Consider the following 17,391-nt stretch of genomic DNA (forward strand, 5'->3'; position numbering starts at 1 on the left):
ACTGTACTACAGTTTGTAGCCCGTCGCCACTACATATACTTCACGCGACCGAGGACGAGACGCTTTTGGTTTACGGATCTTTACGACCTTAAAACAATTACGTACTTCTTGTACAAATTGATCAAAGCCTTCTCCTTGGAAAACCTTTACTGCAAATGCACCGTTTGGTTTAAGCACTTGGTGACACATATCTAATGCTAACTCGACCAGATACATACTACCAGATTGATCAGTAGACATGTTACCACTCATATTCGGAGCCATATCTGAAAAAACAACATCAACATTTTTGCCATTGATTCTGTCGAGCAGCGCATTTAATACCGCTTCCTCTCTGAAGTCACCCTGAAGGAAGTCGACTCCAGCTAACGAGTCCATAGGCAAAATATCACAAGCAATTACCTGCCCGTCAATATCAACTTGCTCAGCTAAATACTGTGACCAGCTACCTGGAGCCGCACCTAAGTCTACAACAGTCATTCCTTTACGGATCAATTTATCCTTCTGCTGGACTTCTTCCAGCTTAAATACTGCACGAGAACGATAGCCACGTTTTTGGGCTTCGTGAACATACGGGTCCTCTACGTGCTCTTTTAACCAACGTTTTGAACTGGCGGAGTGTTTTTTATTTGCCATATTAACTATAACTCATTAGTAATATTGTCTAGATGGCGTTAGAATATCGATAATTCAAGCCTTTTAATAAATAAGATTGTATCAATATGACCTTATCAAATAAACAAAAGCAGTTCCTAAAAGGGCTCGCTCATAACTTAAACCCTGTCGTTCTTCTTGGCGCAAATGGCCTAACAGAAGGCGTAATGGCTGAAATCGAGCAAAACCTGAACATTCACGAGCTTATCAAGGTAAAAGTACCAACAAACGATCGTGAAACTAAGCAACTGATTTTCGAAGCAATTGTACGCGAAACTAACGCGCACAAGGTACAAACAATTGGTCACATTATTGTGTTGTATCGTCAAAGCGAAGACAAAAAGATTCAATTACCACGTAATTAATCTTCATTGTTTGCGACGTTTTCATCAGAAGGCGTCGCAATTGCTTTTAATAAATTCGCCTCTTCTTGCCTTATCTTCTGAATTTCCTGCTCACTCAATACCGGCATCAACTGCTTCTCTAATGCGATTGCATCCACAATAAAGTCATTGGTCAGTTTATTAATAATGCCACTTTCTGCATTGAGCAACAGACTAAAACCGATACCCTGCTCCGGCATAATAACAACGTCAGTACGATAGCCTTGGACCCAACCACTGTGGTAATAAAGTAGTCGGCCATCATAGCGATAAATTCGCCATCCGAGTCCATAATAGGCCTCTTCTACATGGCCTCGCCAAATTCGTCTACGCAGTTCCCGTTTAGTCAAGGTGTAAGGCACCGATTGTTTACTTAACGCATCGGGAGACAACACGCTAGGATAAAGCCCTAGTTGTGCCTTTAACCACTGTGCCATATCTGCGGCACTGGCATTTACACCCGCTGCGGGTAGTACTTTATAATAGTGTTGTTTTAATTTTGCCGTATGCCAACGCTTTCGACCTCTAACGTGTGGCCAAGCAAAGTTGCTGTCTTGCGTCATCTGCTCGTAGCCAAGACCCGAATCTCGCATATTGAGTGGCGCAAAAACAAACTCTTCCATCCATGTTTGATAAGGTATTTTAGTTGCCTGCTCGATAACATCACCGATCAAACTAAACATCACATTTTGATAACCGTAGCATTCACCGGGTGCGCACAACGCTTTGACTTGTAACAGCCGCTCGACGATTTGCGGATAATCCATTCTCGATTCAATTAAATTATCATAGGCATTGGGAACTAAGCCGCTAGAATGGCTTAATAAGTGATAAAGCTTGAGCTGACTGTAATCCCCTTCAGCCACTCGTGGTAAATAAGTACTGACATTATCGTCAATATTAAAGTACCCTTCACTCGCGAGTTTTGCGGTTAAGCTACCCGCGAAAGTTTTCGACACCGAAGCTAAACGAAAGCGTGTGCGCTCATCAATACTTGTCCCCTTGCGGCTTTTTGTTCGCCCAAATCCTTCGGCATAGCTACCATGTTCGACATGCACGATGGATAAAGCAGCGCCGGGAACCGATTTTTCTTTTAGTTTGCGTTCGACTTGCTTAGAATAGCTCTTTAAAAATTGTGACCATTGCTGGTTTGGAGTTTTAGCAAACGTTATTTTTGAATAACTAATGCAAACCAAACAAACTAATGTGAGAATTAGCGACTTCATAATGACTCATTTCATTAACACTCGCCCGCCATACTAACATGATGAATCGGCGGAACTCACTAAATATAAGAAAATAACTGTTTATTTGAGGTATTTTAATGCGTTTAGTGCTAGCAGCTCTATGTACAAGTCTACTTTTTGGATGTGTCACCACAGCGCCATTAGCGCCAAAGTTAGATGTACCTAAAAAGCCATTACTAAAAAAATCTGTCTATCAAATTAGCTACAGTACTGAACTTAATTCTGCACGAATTAAATCTGTGCAGTTACCAGCTCACCCACTCACCAAAGGTGACACGGTATTCATCAGCGCAGATAAAGTCAGTCTAACTGATACACTCAGAAAGCAAATCAATGCGCTACTAGAGAAAAAGGGCCTAAAAGTAGTTGCCACAAAAGGGGCGAATTACGTTCTGACTATTCATCAGTTAGATTTAGAATTTGCAGCGAACAAAACGTATGCCCTTGATAGACCAAGAAACCCGCATCCACATATTGCGGAACTTGCACAGAATTCACCAGCATTTCAATGTACTAACATTGTCGCTTCGGTCAGTATGCGATTGGCCCATCAACAGTCTTCTGACGTGGTGTGGTTTGCAAAATCGTCAGTAGATAGTGCGGGCTTCCAAGGGATCCCACTGCAATTTACCTTTTCAGAGGTAGAAAAGATAGCCAATGAGCACGAGGTGCTATCCTTCATTGTAGCTCAAAATACTGAGGAAGCTCGTCGTCAACGTGGCGAAAAACCGGTAGACATACCGCCGTATAAAATAACTAAGACAGTATCACCCCTTGAGAAAACAGCTGGTGCCTGTACACAAACGGAAGTTTCGGCACTCACTGCTGATATGCAAAAACACTTGGCCGAGAGTTTAATAGAGAAGCTAAATGTAAAATAACGCGTTGAGGTCGGCTTGAGTGCCGACACTACACTTATTTACAGACAATAGCGCTTCTGGGATTATACTCGGCAAGGAAAAATAAAAGTTCGGAGTTAAGACATGGAGCAATACGGTACTATATTATTGGTTGAAGATGATACGTCTCTTGCGCAGTGGGTAGCGGAATATCTGGATAATCAGGGTTATAAAACACATTGTTGCTATCGTGGTGACGAAGTAGTTGAACGTGTAAAGTCTCTAGATCCAGACCTTGTATTGCTTGACCTTATGCTGCCAGGGAAAGATGGTATCAGTGTGTGTCGAGATTTACGCCAGTTTTATAATAAACCGGTGATCATGCTCACCGCTAAAGATGAAGAAATGGATGAGGTGATCGGACTTGAGGTTGGCGCGAGCGATTATGTTATTAAACCCGTCCGTCCTCGAGCCCTTTTAGCAAGGATCAAAGCAAACGTCAGAGCAGCACAGGAAAAGCCTCTCGATCATAAAACTGCTAATCATGAACTCGTAGTTGGTCAACTTTCTATTGATACGCAAGCTCGCAAAGTCAGTGTGAGTAGCCAAGAAGTCATTGTATCTAGCGCAGAATATTTATTACTGCAGTTTTTAGCCAGTCATGCCGGCGAAGTCGTTTCTCGCGACGCTGTATTTAAAGCCACCAAAGGCCGCGAGTATGATGGCCTAGATAGAAGTGTGGATGTGCTAATTTCTGCACTACGCAAAAAATTTAATGACGACCCACAGAATCCTGAAAAAATAAAAACGGTATGGGGTAAAGGCTACCTTTTGGTCCCTTCCGCTTGGTAACCCTAACGCAAATCTATCGTGAAAAAACTCTATATCTATTTACTCGCCGGTGCGTTGATTTCTATCTTCGCACTCGGCTGGGTTATCGACACATACAATCAACAAACCGCTCCGCTTGAAAACAGTTTTGAGTGGCAAAGTAAACTTATGACTGGGCTTGCTCAACAAGTCAGTGATATTGACCCTAACAAACGTGCTGAGTTTACCGAATTACTTTCTACGCAATTTAACATCAATATCACCTATAAAGATGGTGATACTTTGGCAATGCCTCCAGAGCTTAAGCAAAAGATGGTACAGCCAGATGGCCTAGTAATTGAAAACGAAAATGTATATTTACTAAAAACCACCCATGAAATGGCCCCTGACTACATTGAGCTTGAATGGCAACCAGAGGTAGAACAAGCAGATTATGACGTCTTACTGACACTATTCTTTTACGGCGGAATATGCGCCATTTTATGGTTTATTCTATCTCCGCTTGTGAAGCGCCTCATCGTCCTCAATACCGCTGCAAAACATTTTGCCAGTGGTAATCTGAGCGCTCGCATTGCACCAAATCACTTTACCTATATTCGCGACTTGGAAAATACATTCAATCGGATGGCTAGCCAAATCGAGAAGTTGATGGCGGAGAATAAATTGATGGCTTCCAGCCTGTCTCATGACATTCGCACACCGGTTGCCTGCCTTAGATTTGGCCTCGATGCAGCGTTAGATGAGAGTGACATCGGTGCTATTCACGACTATTTAGCACGAATGGAAAAAGACTTAGACCAAATGGAAGATATGTTATCTAGCTATCTTTCTTTTGCCACACTAGAGCAGAAGTCTCACCTCCTTAAACATGAAAGCACAATGCTGGCACGTTATGGCCAAGACCTGATGACTCAGATGCAACCTAAACTGCAAAAGCATCAACTATCAGGTCGTGTCGAGATCCCTGAGAGCCTAATGATCCATGGTGATTTACACTGGCTTGCACGAGCAATTAGCAACTTAATCAGCAATGCCTGTGATTTTGCAAATGGCACTGTGTTACTAAGCGCTCACCGTACAGAGCATTGGTTGATTATTACGGTGGAAGACGATGGCCCAGGTATCGCCAGACAAAACTGGGACAAAGTATTTAGTCCATTTTTCCAAGAGCAAACCCACCGAAACAGAGCAGGAAAGAGCTACGGACTGGGCTTAGCAATTGTTGCCAAAGTGATGGATTGGCATCATGGTAAGGCCTCAGTGAGCCAATCAGAGCGATTAGGAGGCGCAAAATTTGCTCTATCACTCCCCTGTAAAGAAAAATAATCTTTGTAAATATGTCGCTACACGTCCACAATCTCTGTACAGAAATAATCGTGAAAACATTGGCTTATAAGCTAAGCTTAGCATTTTGGCTGCAACATCTTAATTACGCTGAAATATCAGGCTAAACCTTGCGTTAAATCAAGGTAATTTACTCTTTTTATTTCTTTTTAATTACAGTAGATTGTCAGCGCCGTTAGCAATTTTTTAGAGAAGTATAATAATTATGAGCAATGTCCGAGGAGAGTTCAGCTCTCGCTTTGGTTTTATTATGGCTGCCGCAGGTTCGGCGGTCGGACTAGGAAACATTTGGGGGTTCCCAACACAAACCGCTTCAAATGGCGGTGCTGCGTTTGTTTTCGTGTATCTCGCCTTGGCCTTTTGCTTAGCGTATCCTGCTTTGATGGCTGAGCTGGTTATTGGCCGCCATGGTCAAGCGAATGCGGTGTCTTCACTACGTAAGTTAACCAATACCGCGTGGCAGAGTAAACTGGCGTTTGTCGTTGGTTTTGGCGGAATAATTTGCGCAGGTCTTATTTTAAGCTTTTATGCTATTGTTGCTGGGTGGATGTTTAGTGCAACCCTTGAACCTATTGCAGAGGTTGCAAGCCTAACGCAGACACAAACTTGGCTCGCAGACTCTTCAATGTCTCGCAATATCGCCTTTACGGCAGCCTTTATTGCACTAACTGTGCTTATCATTAGCAAAGGTGTTGAAAACGGTATTGAAAAGTGGTCAAAGCGTTTAATGCCAGCTCTTATCGGTATTTTATTTTCCTTGATAGCGTATGTGTTGACGCAAGACGGTGCAGTGGCAGGATTAAAAGTTTATTTAGTCCCCGATTTTTCTTCACTACTCAACCCACAACTACTTGTTGATGCGTTAGGACAAGCATTTTTCTCTCTCTCGCTTGGCACCAGTGTCATGATTATTTATGGCTCGTATATCAGTAAAAGAGAAAACTTGGTGTCCCTTGGTGCTATGGTTACCCTGATTGATGTATTTATCGCATTTGTTGCTGGATTGCTGATCATCCCAGCGATGTATGTAGCACAAGCTCAAGGGGTTGAAATTTTTGCTGCTGACGGTTCGCTGTTAAATGAAGATACGCTTGTTTTTCAAGTCTTGCCTGCGCTTTTCGATAGCATGGGCAGCATTGGTTTGCTGGTAAGCTTTGCATTTTTCGCGCTGATGAGTATTGCCGCACTCACTTCTTCTATTTCAATGTTAGAAGCACCGGTATCTTATGCGGTTGAGCGATTTGCGTTAGGTCGCGTGCAAGCTACTTGGATCATCGGCGCCCTAATTACTGCCGTAAGTTTAACTATTCTAGTCAATATCGAGACACTATTTGGTTTTACCGTGAGCCTTACTACTAAGTTTGGTCAGCCGCTACTTGGTATGTTGTGCTGTGTGTTCGTTGGTTGGATTTGGCATCGAGCGAAGTTACTTAAAGAAATTGAATCTGGCTGCCCTGATGTGGCAGGAAGCTTTTTCTGGAAAGTCTGGCCTTGGTATATCCGCTTTGTGTGTCCAATTGCGATTGCCGCTGTATTTCTCAACTCGCTTTAACACGCTATAATAGAGGCAAGTAACTTGCCTCCTTTATACCAATTTACTTAATTAAATTTGAGGTAAAGTGGTATTGCTCTTTGCTAACAACATATCCTGATGGGGGATCCCATCTTCCAGATATTCTTCTCCTTGCTTAATAAAACCAAGGCTTGAATAAAACTTATCAAGATAACACTGCGCGGAAATAATCAAACGTTGGTGAGGTATTTTGGATTCACAACAAGTGATTGCTCGTGTCATCAACTCGTGCGCAATCCCTTTTCCACGAAGTTTTGGTGATACAATAACTCGCCCTATTGACGCGACATCATCAGATTTACGGTAACAGCGCGCATAAGCTACTATCTCTGTATCTTGTTGCAAAAACAGATGCTGCGTGTCTTCTGCACGGTCGATATCATCAACCTCAGGGTAAGGACAGGCCTGCTCTACCACAAAAACATCCACTCTTAACTTGAGGATTGCGAACAGTTCATCTTTACTGAGCGCATCGTAGTCTTTTAGTTGCCAATTCATAGTCTTCTCTATTTGTTGTAGATAATAAACCTAGCTGGTGTGTTAAACAAAAATGCCCAGGCTAAGCTGGGCATTTTCCACATCTCAAGTGAGTTATGAGAATAGCCGCTCCAGCTGATCACAAAGCTGAGAAATGTTAACGTGATCGTGTTCTATCGTCAGATCAACGTACCCATCTCCTCGAAATGCTCTATCCAGCTCAATTAATACATGCGTTCGGTGCGCCTCCGGTACGAAAGAAAGCTCGATTTCCTGAAGACCAAACAACGCACGAGTATTGGGTCGGTATTCTAGCTCTTGATAACAACCAGAAACTGATTGAAATTCAGATGCCCGTAAGTAGCCCTTTTCTACATCAGCTTTTACTAAATGAAAACCTAATCGCTCCATCGCCGTCATGCATGCTTTTACCGCTTCATTTGGGTAAATGTGTAACGCGTCTTTATCAGATGGATCGAGTGCTAAGTCTATATCTAGCCCGGTTTCAATCCATACATGACAACGATTAAACCCTGCGTTTATCTCTGTAATAGGTGTTTCAGAGTGAAGTCTGGCTTCGAAAGGGATCACTTTTTGTTCGCCAGGCGCAATTGTGAAAGTGCCACCGACACGCCAGCGGTCAATAACGTGATTAGTAAAATATTCGCCGTCTTCTCCTTCAACTTTAACTCTAGTCATGAGCGCAAGCTCAAGCCCACTCACCTCTTGGCTAACATCGCCACCCTTTACGACTATTTGCGCTTGAAACTTTTGTCCCGGGTGCAAATGTTCTGTCTCTAATACAGTATCTACTTTTGCCGCACCGATACCGACTGATGCTAGGATCTTTTTAAACATTACGTCTCCTGTCCGGTATGTCCTTATCTGCATCATAACCATATTTTTTCCAACTTGTCAGCGAAAATTTATAATTTATATATCAGGAGGTTTTGATACACTGCTGTTATCTTGGATTAAAATTTGAAGTTATGGAACTGCTCTATTTTGCTGTCGCGTTTGCATGCGGATTTTCCGTTTATCAATTAAAACTGCCACCTTTAATTGGTTTTTTAATGGCGGGTTTCGTGTTGAACCTACTTGGCCATAAAACAACAGATCTACTTACTCAACTCGCAGACCTTGGCGTTACGCTACTACTATTTAGTATTGGTTTAAAACTACGTGTTGGTAACCTAATCAAACCACAAGTTTGGGCCCCTGCAAGCATGCATATAGTTACCAGCACAGCTTTTTTTGCTGGCCTACTATTAATGCTAGGAGCCATGAGCCTGCCTTTATTCACCGACTTAGACTGGCAAAGTGCATTACTAGTGGGGTTTGCATTTAGCTTCTCCAGCACAGTATTTGCGGTTAAAGTACTGGAAGAACGAGGTGAAATGGCGAGCTTACACGGCAAAATATCGATTGGTATTTTAGTTATGCAGGATATTTTTGCCGTGATCTTCTTGGCTGTTAGCACAGGTAAAGCGCCAAATATCTGGGCATTGGCACTGTTGGCTATTTTGCCTTTGGTTCGCCCTGTTATGTTTTGGATCTTAAGCCGCTCCAAGCACGGGGAATTACTGCCTTTATTTGGGTTTTTCTTCGCTTTGGTGGCAGGATACCATGCCTTTGAATTTGCGGGCCTCAAAGGAGACTTAGGCGCACTGATAATGGGTATGATCTTTGCGCCTCACAAAAAAGCAGGTGAATTATCCAAATCTCTACTTAATGTTAAAGACATCCTATTGGTTGGGTTCTTTTTAAACATTGGTTTGAACGCAACAATCACATTGGATGCCCTATTGATCGCATTCCTGCTATTGTTTGTACTACCAATCAAAGTAGCGCTTTACTATGTGTTTACCAACATGTTTAAACTCCGTGCTCGAACATCTCTCTTAAGTGCCTTTACTCTCACTAATTACAGTGAGTTCGGCCTTATCGTGTGCGCTGTTGCATCTGCTTCAGGTGCTGTCGCGGCAGATTGGTTAGCTGTGGTTGCGATAGCGGTTTCCATCACTTTTGTAATCGCATCACCACTGAACAAACGCTCAAACGAGATTTACGTAAAATTGGAGCCGTGGCTGCTTAAATTTGAGAGTCAGGACCGCTTAGAAGAAGAGTTACCGGTGAATCTCACTGACACTAAAATTGTTATTTTTGGTATGGGGAGAATTGGTACAGGTGCCTATGAAACCATTCAAGCTAGTTATCCAAATACGGTTGCTGGTGTAGATATTAAACCCGAAGTCGTCGAGAAGCATGTTTCTCGTGGTCGCAGAGTACTTACTGCCGATGCCACTGACCCTGATTTCTGGCAACGTGTTAACCACTCTGAAGTAGAGATGGTGATGTTAGCAATGCCCAAACATATGCAGAATATTTATGCACTTGAACAGCTTAAAGCGTCAGGATATGAGGGACAAGTAACTGCGATTGCAAATTACCCCGATCAGCAAAAAGAATTAGAAGAAATGGGCGTAAATTCAACCTATAACTTCTACTTAGAAGCAGGTAGTGGTTTTGCAGAGCATGTGAAAGAAAAATTATTTACTTAAATTAGATAATGGCTTCTCAGTACCATTATTGGTACTGAGAACTATTTTCATATTCAGATCATCATGTTACGTCTAGACGTCTATTCTATTGTTTTACTCCTCTCATTAGTCGATTTACAAAGCTTTACATCCAAGATGGTAATTTGCATCTACTTCAGAGTAAACTGACCACATCGGATAAGTCGTAAGTATCTATTTTATGAACATAAATTGATAACTAACGGCGCAAGAACTTTTTGTCACTGGATTGTGAACACGCTATACCTTTGGGGGTTTTATGATTAAGAATAAATCAAATGGTCAATTTTCTGCAGTAGTGGATGATGTCAAGGCTGCGCCTTTTTCGGACCTCCAAGATAGACTAGATGCAATTCAGGACAATGGCATGACAGCGCTGGCAATTCGGAATATTTTATTTCATAAAATGCTGGATTTACATGCCGTACCACGAGATCACTTCTTGCGAGATGAAGAAACACCATGTGCTTTTGAAGACCCTCAGAAGCTGGTAGAAAAGCTGAATGAATTAGGCTTTGTTCGAAGTAAATCATCTTCGCGACTACACTAGCAAAGATTTAGGGAGCCTACTCTCCCACATAGGCTGACAATGCCCGTCGTCAGCCTATTTTCCCCTTTTATACCAAATGCATTAAGTAAATAAGCTATTTCATCCTTCAAATTGATTAGAGAATGAATTCAACTGGTATTTAACCTCAACCTTGAATATTAAGAACTAAATTGCATATTTAGTCACTTTACTGCGGTTTTAGCGGTGGGTTGCCCTTGTTCTTTTTAGGTAATATGGCTCTATAGGCCTGTTTAAACGGCTTCAAATAAATCGCGGTTAATGAGTCATGACCCGCATCATATTGACCAACACCAATGGTGATTTTGCCAGCACTAGAAGCTTTGATTAACGAGCCATACATACGATCCCAAATTGCCAGCGCAGACCCTAAGTTAGTATCAAAGTGAATAGGGTTATCACTATGATGTACTTGATGTTGCGCAGGACTAATAAACCAGCTTTCAAGCTTATCTCCCCAACTTAGCCAAATATGCGAGTGACGCAGGTTTGAACCAAAGATATTGAACAAAAAGACAAATGCATTAGCGCCAAAAATATCGTACATACTTAGGCTGCTGCCAAATACATAATAGCCAATTCCTACGACAATTCCCTGCGTTAACGCCATTCGACAAGCATATAAATAACTCTCAATCGGGTGAGAGCGATAAATCGTAAATGGCGTGAGTACTTTTGCAGAATGATGCACCTTATGGAACTCCCATAGAAAGGGAATTTTATGGAGCATCAAATGTAATAGAAAACGGGTTAAGTCATCCACCAAGAACAAAAAAAGCGTAAACAAGGTAATCACCAACCACTGAGGGGCAGACAAGTGCAGCGCTGGACCAAAAACCGCTTCCAAGCCATTAGATAGCCCTAGGGCTACTGGCACCATAGTAAGTACTATAGGCGTAAACGTGGCTGCTTTTATCAATCTGTTGGTAATTAATAAACAATAGTCTAGCTTAGCACTTTGGCACCACCACACGTGCTTTGGAAATAGAAACTTAAAGAACCCTCTACCCGTACGAACTTGTTCGGTAGCAAAGTACACCGGAATTGCCATTAAAACGGCACTAAACAAGTATGGCAAATACACTCTCTTATTGGCATCAAATAGATAGCCTGGAAGCTCGATAATGCTTTGCCATAATTGCTCTAACATAGTTATTTCCAAAAATGTCGATATTACTAGATGTATAGATTTGCGGCTCTGATAGCAGAGCCGCAGAACCATTCATTAGAACTGATATTTGTACCCGAGACTAAACTGTCTTGGTTTGCCAGGACGTGCACCATAAGGGCGACGACTAACAATTTCAGCTTCATCAAATAGGTTGTCAACTTTAGCGTAAACTTGGCCGTATTGGCCTAGTTCATAGCTTGCAGACAGGTCGACAATCGTTGAGCTAGGTACTTTTGCGCCTTCAAGCACAAGTTCAAAGTCTTCCGAACTGCGTCCTGCCGCTTCTGACATATCGCTGATGTACTTTATTGCAAGATTGATCTTCCAATCACTTGCCGCTAACCCAATATTGAATGTGGCTTGATGAGTCGGTAGGTAAGGCAACTCGTCACCGCTTTCAATATAACCCCATTGCACAAACTGGGTTGCACGCTCGTTTTGGAACTCACCTTTGGTGTAGGTGTACGTTAAGCTGTACGGGATATCCAGCTGCAAATTGAGAGGATAACGTTGGGCAAATTGCATTTCCAACCCATACACATCAACTTCACCACCACTAAATTGTAGATCTTGCTGCGCAGTGCCACAGTTAGATTGACCACAACTTTCATTTAAGTTTTCGTAGTCATTGAAGAAGCTTACAACCTCAAATTGCGTCACGCCATCATTAAAACGGCCACCGAATTCATAGTTAACGCTTTTTTCTAGCTCAAAGTCTGGATCTTGCTGTGGCGACGAAGGAACGAACCCTTGGTGTACACCGAACAATAGGCCGGCGTCATCAGAGAGCTGATAAAAGCCGCTCAAGCTCGGGAGCCAGATCCGAGTTGTCTTATCAATCCAAACGTCGGCGTTTTTATTGTCCTGATATGACATGTCCATCAATTCACCGCGGATCCCGACCCCTAGCGTCAGCGCGTCAAGTTGTACCTTATCTTCAAGGTAAACTGACCATGCCTTGGTGTTTTCAGTATTCAGTGAAGTAAATTGTTTCGAGCCTTCTAACAGAACCGGTGTACCATTTTCCATCGCATATGCTTGCTCGAAATGTTTACGCTCAATTTCGTCTTCATGAAAACGGATCCCAGCTGCCACCTCATGAGTGAGGTTAAATAAATCGAAGCTGCTGTTAGCATCAATTTGTAAGCCTTGAGAGAAGTATTCTCGGTCGTTAGTACCCATATTTAAGAAAATGTTTGAGCCTGCTACTACTGAGTCTCTAGCCCCTGTGATCACAGCATATTCATTTTCAAATTCTTCGGGATTTGCCATGATTTTTGACAAAGAAGCACTACCCTTTGTACCAACACCATTGAGCTTTAACCAGGCGCGTTCATAATCATTACGATAGAGCCGAGTGGTAACGTTAAAGTTATTGCCATCAAGCACATGCGATAGCATCACTTGCGTATGCTTGGTGTCCATTTCTGCAGGTTGAGAGGCAGCATAACGACGATATGGGTTCTCAGCAAAATCTGCATCGGTTAAACCAAGGTAGGTTTCATCAGACAACTCGTCGGCATAGCTAAGCTTTAACCCAAAGGTATGGTTTAGATCACCTTGAGAAAGTTTATAATTAAACTTGGCTAGTATATCGTTCTTCTCAAACCCCGTATCGCCACCGCCATCAAGCTCTTTAAAGCCATCGGCTTGTAGATTAACCGCCTCGAATAGAAAGCCGATATTATTTACTACTGAACCGTAGTAACCGTGCGCTTTTGAATAACCATCGCTGCCAGCCGCAACATCAATACCGCCTTCTGTAAATTCTGGGACTTGGCGAGTCACTAAGTTAAGTGCGCCAGCAACAGTTTGCGGGCCATGTTTAATAGCAGATGGACCTTTAAACACCTCAACCGCAGTCATACGAGTCGTAACAGGAAAATAATAAGCAGCCGGCGCTGAATAAGGTGCAGGACCAATTAGCACCCCGTCTTCCATTATGGTGATTTTTTTACTGCGCTCTGGCGTTACACCACGAAAACCGATGTTTGGCCTTAAGCCATAACCGTCTTCCTCACGAATATTAACGCCCGGTACATTTGCAAGAATACGATGAATATCATCGTATTCATATTCAGCTAATTGCGCTTCAGACAACAAAGTCGCCGAGCCGGCTTCTTTTCTTAGCTTATCGTGATGGCTAATGATGGAGATATGTTCAATATCTTGGTCGCTATCCGCAGCATGTGCGTATGGCATCGCCACTATCACTGCCGCCGCTAATAAGGATTTTTTCATAATCATGGGCTTAGTCATTGTCACCTGCCGAAGTTTGTGGAAGTTCTAGTGCCAATTTTTCGATAAATTCGGTTTTCAAATCATCCGTCACTTTTTTAACATCAGTATGCAGTTGAGTAACGTTCTCAGGTGAAGCTGCAAGTTCAGCCTGCAAGCTGCCATTCATCGCTAATAAGGTCGCTTCAGCCTCTGCAAGCCCTGCAAGCATTCTCGCTTTTACCTCAGCACCTTCTTCAGCATCAAGAAAATCATCAAAGCCAAGCGTATTGTCGGTATCTTGACCAGTACCGGTGAAGATATTTCTAAACGCACGGATGTTTGCTAGTAGGTTTTCTTTTGAATGTTCAGCTATTGGTGATTCAACCGCTTCAGGACAAGCATCTAAACCACAAGCATTGGGAAAACCTAAGCCAAGTGGCGTTGCAACTTTGCCATCTTTCAGCTCTTCAGTCATATAGAATAAAGCTTTTGATATTTCGTTTAACGCGAGGTGAGGTGTGTCAAACACTGAGCCCGGCTGACCGGCATTTACAAGTTTTGCCGCATAACCATCGCTACCACTCCATTGGGTTAGCAATGTGTTGCTGTGTGCTTCAATGTCTTTTGCTACCTCTACTGCAAACTCACAACGAGCGATAACTCTTTCTTGGGTAGGACGACTGTTCCAAGGTGCCAGTGCGTCATTTACCGATGAACAGTTGTGGTCTAGGTTGGTGCTAAACAGCAAATGCTCCAGCGCTGTTAAGCCCTTACGATTTGCCGTACGCTGGGTAATATCATATGGATTACTAGCATTACCATTGATCACACCGTCCTCAAAATACACAACATCCAAGTCAATATCACACAGAGAGCCAGTTGCAGGCCACATATATATATTGTTTTTTAGCTCTTTGCTGTTCGCCGTGAGCGGCCCCATTTGCATCAGCTCTACATACTGCCACCCCATCATGGCAGCGCGCCAGCTGGCTTGTGCGTTTTGCTTTAAGGATGAAGCATTTTCAGCTGCGGCCTTTTCGCCGTCACAATAAGTAGTGATTTCCAACTGCTGCGTCATAGCTAACTCATTAAACTGAGTAATTGCTGGCGTCAGCACGTTATTCACTAAGTTGGCAACTAATGCTGCCTCATCAAATTGCGTAGGGATAGTTGGGTTATCAGTTCCAGAATTATCGTTGTCTTTTACACCCGGCCCTTGACTGCTTGACGTACTCTCTCCGCAGCCCGACAACACTAAGGCAACTGCAACGGCTGCAGCACTTAAACGTTTAGATACTTTCATTAGAATTCTCTATGTTCTTTATACAACAAAAGGTTAGCGGATATCTCGGCTAACCTTTTAACGTTATAAATGAAAATTTAGATTACCAGTTGGCAACATTCTCAGCATCAAAACCATAGGCACCAGCAATGATCTCACGTGCTTTCAACAAATCAGCCTTATAATCTGCTACTTTGTCAGCTGCAAGCTCAGGCTTATCACCCATTAGATTATGGATTTCAGCGAAGTCAGCTTCTTCTACTGGAGAATGCGGATTAAACTGGAAGTTTAACGCGAAGCCTTTCATCTCAGACCAATGTTTAGCTACGGTATAAAATTGCTCAGCAGTAAAGTCACCTGATGCGATATCGTCTAAATCTCCAGCATCATCAGAGATTGTATCATTGATGTAGTGAACCACTGTCGCTGCTATTGATTTTTCCCAAGCCAGCAAAGCTTGATTACGTAACGCTTCTAAACGCGCTTTGTCTTCATCAGACCACTGAGCACCATAGCTGCCAATATTCGCTTGAATAAGTTTTCGCGCTTCAATAAATGCCAATTGTGCTTGAGCTGTAAAATCTGTTGGGTTAGCGCTAGACACTGTGCCAAGGTCACGTTTTGCTGCATTGGTTGAGTTGCCAAAGTTAAATTCAGACAGTAGGTCAATTTTGCCATCGCCATCTAAATCATGGTATCCCTCAGCATACGCCTCACGTCCACCTTTACCTGCAATCTCTTGATCCGTGTAATCTAGATAATCAACTGCGGCACCAAAGTAGCCATAGCCTTCGTCAAATTTATGTTCTAAATCGGTATAGCTGCCGCCTGAATTTGTGTTATCTGCATAAGGCTTGCCTTCATCATTAACACCAAACAGCATTTTATCATCAAGATAATCATCCGCAGCCTGCGACAATGATACCGCACCGTTTAAGTGCTTTTGTACTAGCTGAACAAGATCTAGGCCTTCAGGAGTGACATAGAAGTTGTTCAGGGTTACTGATGTGCCATTATGCTCAGCTTTAATTGTAGCACCACTTTCAATCTGCTTAAGTTGACCCTCAAGCAAATCTAAATAATGTAATACTAAGCCTTCTGGGGTCTTTGCTTGAGTGCCAAAGTCAGTCCACCCAACCATAACCCCCTCTTCTTCCCACGCTTTATGCATATGAGAAGTATCACGACCGGCGATTTTACCGCCTTCACCCATCACTTTTTTCAGGGTATTAGAAATCTCACCTAGAGTGGTTTGCTTAGCACCAGCTTGGTCTGCAAAAGCGAGCTTTTCATCAAGTACAACCGCATCTGTTGGCATTAAAAACGCTTTAATTTCAGCGATTGTTTCTTCTGGTGTATTTTGCAGCTCACCTTTGAGCTGACCCATTAGTCCTTTTACATGAACCATCGCTGCGTGACGCGCGATTTGGCCCGAATAAGACACAGAGGGTTCACCTTGCGTATTGTTGAAAGCATAACGGTTTACACCCGCTTTGTTTTCTTCAGCAATTGGCTGTACTGTGATGTTAGTTTCAACTTCAGTTTTTTCACCTTGGCTGTCTGTCGCAGTAATGGTTACCGCAATTTTTCCGCCTTCGATTTGTTCGAAGTTTAGTGCGTTTGCACCTTTAAGCTTTACCGCACCATCAACTATCTCAAAACGCTCATCTGAGATTGTCAGTGTCAGTGCACCTACTTCATCGCTATCGTCTGAGAAAGAGATATTTGCAACCGTAGCACCAAGCGTATCTTCAGAGACAGCAGCGCCCTCTGCAGTGATAGTTGGTGCTACGTTAGCAGCAGGAGTTGTAGTGTTATTATCATCGTTGTCGTTTGAGCTACCACCTGAGCCACCACATGCAGTGAGACCTAGCGTTGCAGCAAGAATAGCAGTCGTTAACAGAGACTTTTTAAGTGCCATTGAATTGTTCCTTTGAGACTAATTATGTTTATATTTTCATAACTAGGCGTAAAGTATACACACACCTAAATAGCAATCAATATTATTTGCATTGTATAAATAACAATTTTTATAAAAATGCTACCTAAAAGACGAGGTACAAGATAGGAACGATGGACAGGTGAACTTTAAATAACCATTTTAAAACAAAGACATAAACTCATACACTTGAGTTTATGTCTATAATAAAAACGAGCTTGCAACAAATTTAACCGAATCGAACATTCGATAAATTCGAAGCATCTTTTGCGCTAAATCAAATG

General features: G+C 42.6%; 15 protein-coding genes. 7 read left to right on the top strand and 8 right to left on the bottom strand.

What is annotated here, in order from left to right; genetic code table 11:
• Positions 1-6: 6 nt before the first annotated feature.
• Positions 7-636, bottom strand: coding sequence for a 23S rRNA (uridine(2552)-2'-O)-methyltransferase RlmE (gene rlmE / locus CEX98_RS02170; RefSeq protein ID WP_017215956.1), 630 nt, complete (start codon positions 634-636; stop codon positions 7-9).
• A gap of 86 nt (positions 637-722) precedes the next feature.
• On the opposite strand from rlmE, the gene yhbY reads away from it, so the two are divergent.
• Positions 723-1,019 carry a ribosome assembly RNA-binding protein YhbY gene (yhbY, locus tag CEX98_RS02175; protein ID WP_099640497.1) on the top strand — a complete coding sequence of 99 codons (297 nt, stop codon included), beginning with the start codon at positions 723-725 and terminating at the stop codon, positions 1,017-1,019.
• Here the strand turns inward: yhbY and CEX98_RS02180 are convergent.
• On the bottom strand, positions 1,016-2,263 hold the full coding sequence (locus CEX98_RS02180) for a serine hydrolase domain-containing protein (protein ID WP_099640498.1): 1,248 nt from the start codon (positions 2,261-2,263) through the stop codon (positions 1,016-1,018). The genes yhbY and CEX98_RS02180 overlap by 4 nt on opposite strands.
• A 98-nt stretch (positions 2,264-2,361) precedes the next feature.
• Here CEX98_RS02180 and CEX98_RS02185 point away from each other — a divergent pair, with 98 nt between their 5' ends.
• The 4 genes from CEX98_RS02185 (at position 2,362) to CEX98_RS02200 (ending at position 6,850) form a co-directional block, all read left to right on the top strand.
• On the top strand, positions 2,362-3,165 hold the full coding sequence (locus CEX98_RS02185) for a hypothetical protein (protein ID WP_099640499.1): 804 nt from the start codon (positions 2,362-2,364) through the stop codon (positions 3,163-3,165).
• Positions 3,166-3,267: 102 nt separating this feature from the next.
• Positions 3,268-3,975: a response regulator gene (locus CEX98_RS02190; RefSeq protein WP_099640500.1), complete on the top strand. Its 708-nt coding sequence runs from the start codon at positions 3,268-3,270 to the stop codon at positions 3,973-3,975.
• Positions 3,976-3,993: 18 nt separating this feature from the next.
• A complete protein-coding gene (locus CEX98_RS02195) occupies positions 3,994-5,280 on the top strand; it encodes a sensor histidine kinase (RefSeq protein ID WP_099640501.1) in 1,287 nt (428 codons plus the stop codon).
• Positions 5,281-5,503: 223 nt separating this feature from the next.
• Entirely contained in the window at positions 5,504-6,850 is a 1,347-nt protein-coding gene (locus CEX98_RS02200) for a sodium-dependent transporter (protein ID WP_099640502.1), read from the top strand.
• A gap of 51 nt (positions 6,851-6,901) precedes the next feature.
• Here CEX98_RS02200 and CEX98_RS02205 read toward each other — a convergent pair whose 3' ends face one another.
• On the bottom strand, positions 6,902-7,369 hold the full coding sequence (locus tag CEX98_RS02205) for a GNAT family N-acetyltransferase (protein ID WP_099640503.1): 468 nt from the start codon (positions 7,367-7,369) through the stop codon (positions 6,902-6,904).
• A gap of 93 nt (positions 7,370-7,462) precedes the next feature.
• Complete coding sequence (locus tag CEX98_RS02210) at positions 7,463-8,206, bottom strand: sporulation protein (RefSeq protein WP_099640504.1); 744 nt, start codon at positions 8,204-8,206, stop codon at positions 7,463-7,465.
• 131 nt (positions 8,207-8,337) lie between these two features.
• Here CEX98_RS02210 and CEX98_RS02215 point away from each other — a divergent pair, with 131 nt between their 5' ends.
• Both CEX98_RS02215 and CEX98_RS02220 read left to right on the top strand, forming a co-directional pair.
• The gene (locus CEX98_RS02215; protein ID WP_099640505.1) at positions 8,338-9,909 is read left to right on the top strand and encodes a cation:proton antiporter family protein; all 1,572 of its coding nucleotides are present in this window, start codon (positions 8,338-8,340) and stop codon (positions 9,907-9,909) included.
• A 277-nt stretch (positions 9,910-10,186) separates the two neighbouring features.
• The gene (locus tag CEX98_RS02220) at positions 10,187-10,477 is read left to right on the top strand and encodes a hypothetical protein (protein ID WP_099640506.1); all 291 of its coding nucleotides are present in this window, start codon (positions 10,187-10,189) and stop codon (positions 10,475-10,477) included.
• A 187-nt stretch (positions 10,478-10,664) separates the two neighbouring features.
• Here the strand turns inward: CEX98_RS02220 and CEX98_RS02225 are convergent, their stop codons facing one another.
• The 4 genes from CEX98_RS02225 to CEX98_RS02240 form a co-directional block, all read right to left on the bottom strand.
• Positions 10,665-11,645, bottom strand: coding sequence for a sterol desaturase family protein (locus CEX98_RS02225; protein ID WP_099640507.1), 981 nt, complete (start codon positions 11,643-11,645; stop codon positions 10,665-10,667).
• A 75-nt stretch (positions 11,646-11,720) separates the two neighbouring features.
• Positions 11,721-13,925 (bottom strand): TonB-dependent receptor family protein, encoded by a 2,205-nt coding sequence (locus CEX98_RS02230; protein WP_099640508.1) that lies wholly within the window; start codon positions 13,923-13,925, stop codon positions 11,721-11,723.
• Positions 13,918-15,189, bottom strand: a complete 1,272-nt coding sequence (locus CEX98_RS02235) for an imelysin family protein (protein WP_099640509.1) — start codon at positions 15,187-15,189, stop codon at positions 13,918-13,920. Before CEX98_RS02235 ends, CEX98_RS02230 begins: the two co-directional genes overlap by 8 nt.
• A gap of 82 nt (positions 15,190-15,271) precedes the next feature.
• Positions 15,272-17,089 (bottom strand): DUF4856 domain-containing protein, encoded by a 1,818-nt coding sequence (locus CEX98_RS02240; RefSeq protein WP_099640510.1) that lies wholly within the window; start codon positions 17,087-17,089, stop codon positions 15,272-15,274.
• Positions 17,090-17,391 lie beyond the last annotated feature (302 nt).

It is taken from the genome of Pseudoalteromonas piscicida (assembly GCF_002744175.1).
Taxonomy (GTDB): domain Bacteria; phylum Pseudomonadota; class Gammaproteobacteria; order Enterobacterales; family Alteromonadaceae; genus Pseudoalteromonas; species Pseudoalteromonas piscicida_B.

Coding starts and splice junctions, on each gene's coding strand:
- rlmE (WP_017215956.1), bottom strand. CDS start 636: ATGGCAAATAAAAAACACTCCGCCAGTTCAAAACGTTGGTTAAAAGAG.
- yhbY (WP_099640497.1), top strand. CDS start 723: ATGACCTTATCAAATAAACAAAAGCAGTTCCTAAAAGGGCTCGCTCAT.
- CEX98_RS02180 (WP_099640498.1), bottom strand. CDS start 2,263: ATGAAGTCGCTAATTCTCACATTAGTTTGTTTGGTTTGCATTAGTTAT.
- CEX98_RS02185 (WP_099640499.1), top strand. CDS start 2,362: ATGCGTTTAGTGCTAGCAGCTCTATGTACAAGTCTACTTTTTGGATGT.
- CEX98_RS02190 (WP_099640500.1), top strand. CDS start 3,268: ATGGAGCAATACGGTACTATATTATTGGTTGAAGATGATACGTCTCTT.
- CEX98_RS02200 (WP_099640502.1), top strand. CDS start 5,504: ATGAGCAATGTCCGAGGAGAGTTCAGCTCTCGCTTTGGTTTTATTATG.
- CEX98_RS02205 (WP_099640503.1), bottom strand. CDS start 7,369: ATGAATTGGCAACTAAAAGACTACGATGCGCTCAGTAAAGATGAACTG.
- CEX98_RS02210 (WP_099640504.1), bottom strand. CDS start 8,206: ATGTTTAAAAAGATCCTAGCATCAGTCGGTATCGGTGCGGCAAAAGTA.
- CEX98_RS02215 (WP_099640505.1), top strand. CDS start 8,338: ATGGAACTGCTCTATTTTGCTGTCGCGTTTGCATGCGGATTTTCCGTT.
- CEX98_RS02220 (WP_099640506.1), top strand. CDS start 10,187: ATGATTAAGAATAAATCAAATGGTCAATTTTCTGCAGTAGTGGATGAT.
- CEX98_RS02225 (WP_099640507.1), bottom strand. CDS start 11,645: ATGTTAGAGCAATTATGGCAAAGCATTATCGAGCTTCCAGGCTATCTA.
- CEX98_RS02230 (WP_099640508.1), bottom strand. CDS start 13,925: ATGACTAAGCCCATGATTATGAAAAAATCCTTATTAGCGGCGGCAGTG.
- CEX98_RS02235 (WP_099640509.1), bottom strand. CDS start 15,189: ATGAAAGTATCTAAACGTTTAAGTGCTGCAGCCGTTGCAGTTGCCTTA.
- CEX98_RS02240 (WP_099640510.1), bottom strand. CDS start 17,089: ATGGCACTTAAAAAGTCTCTGTTAACGACTGCTATTCTTGCTGCAACG.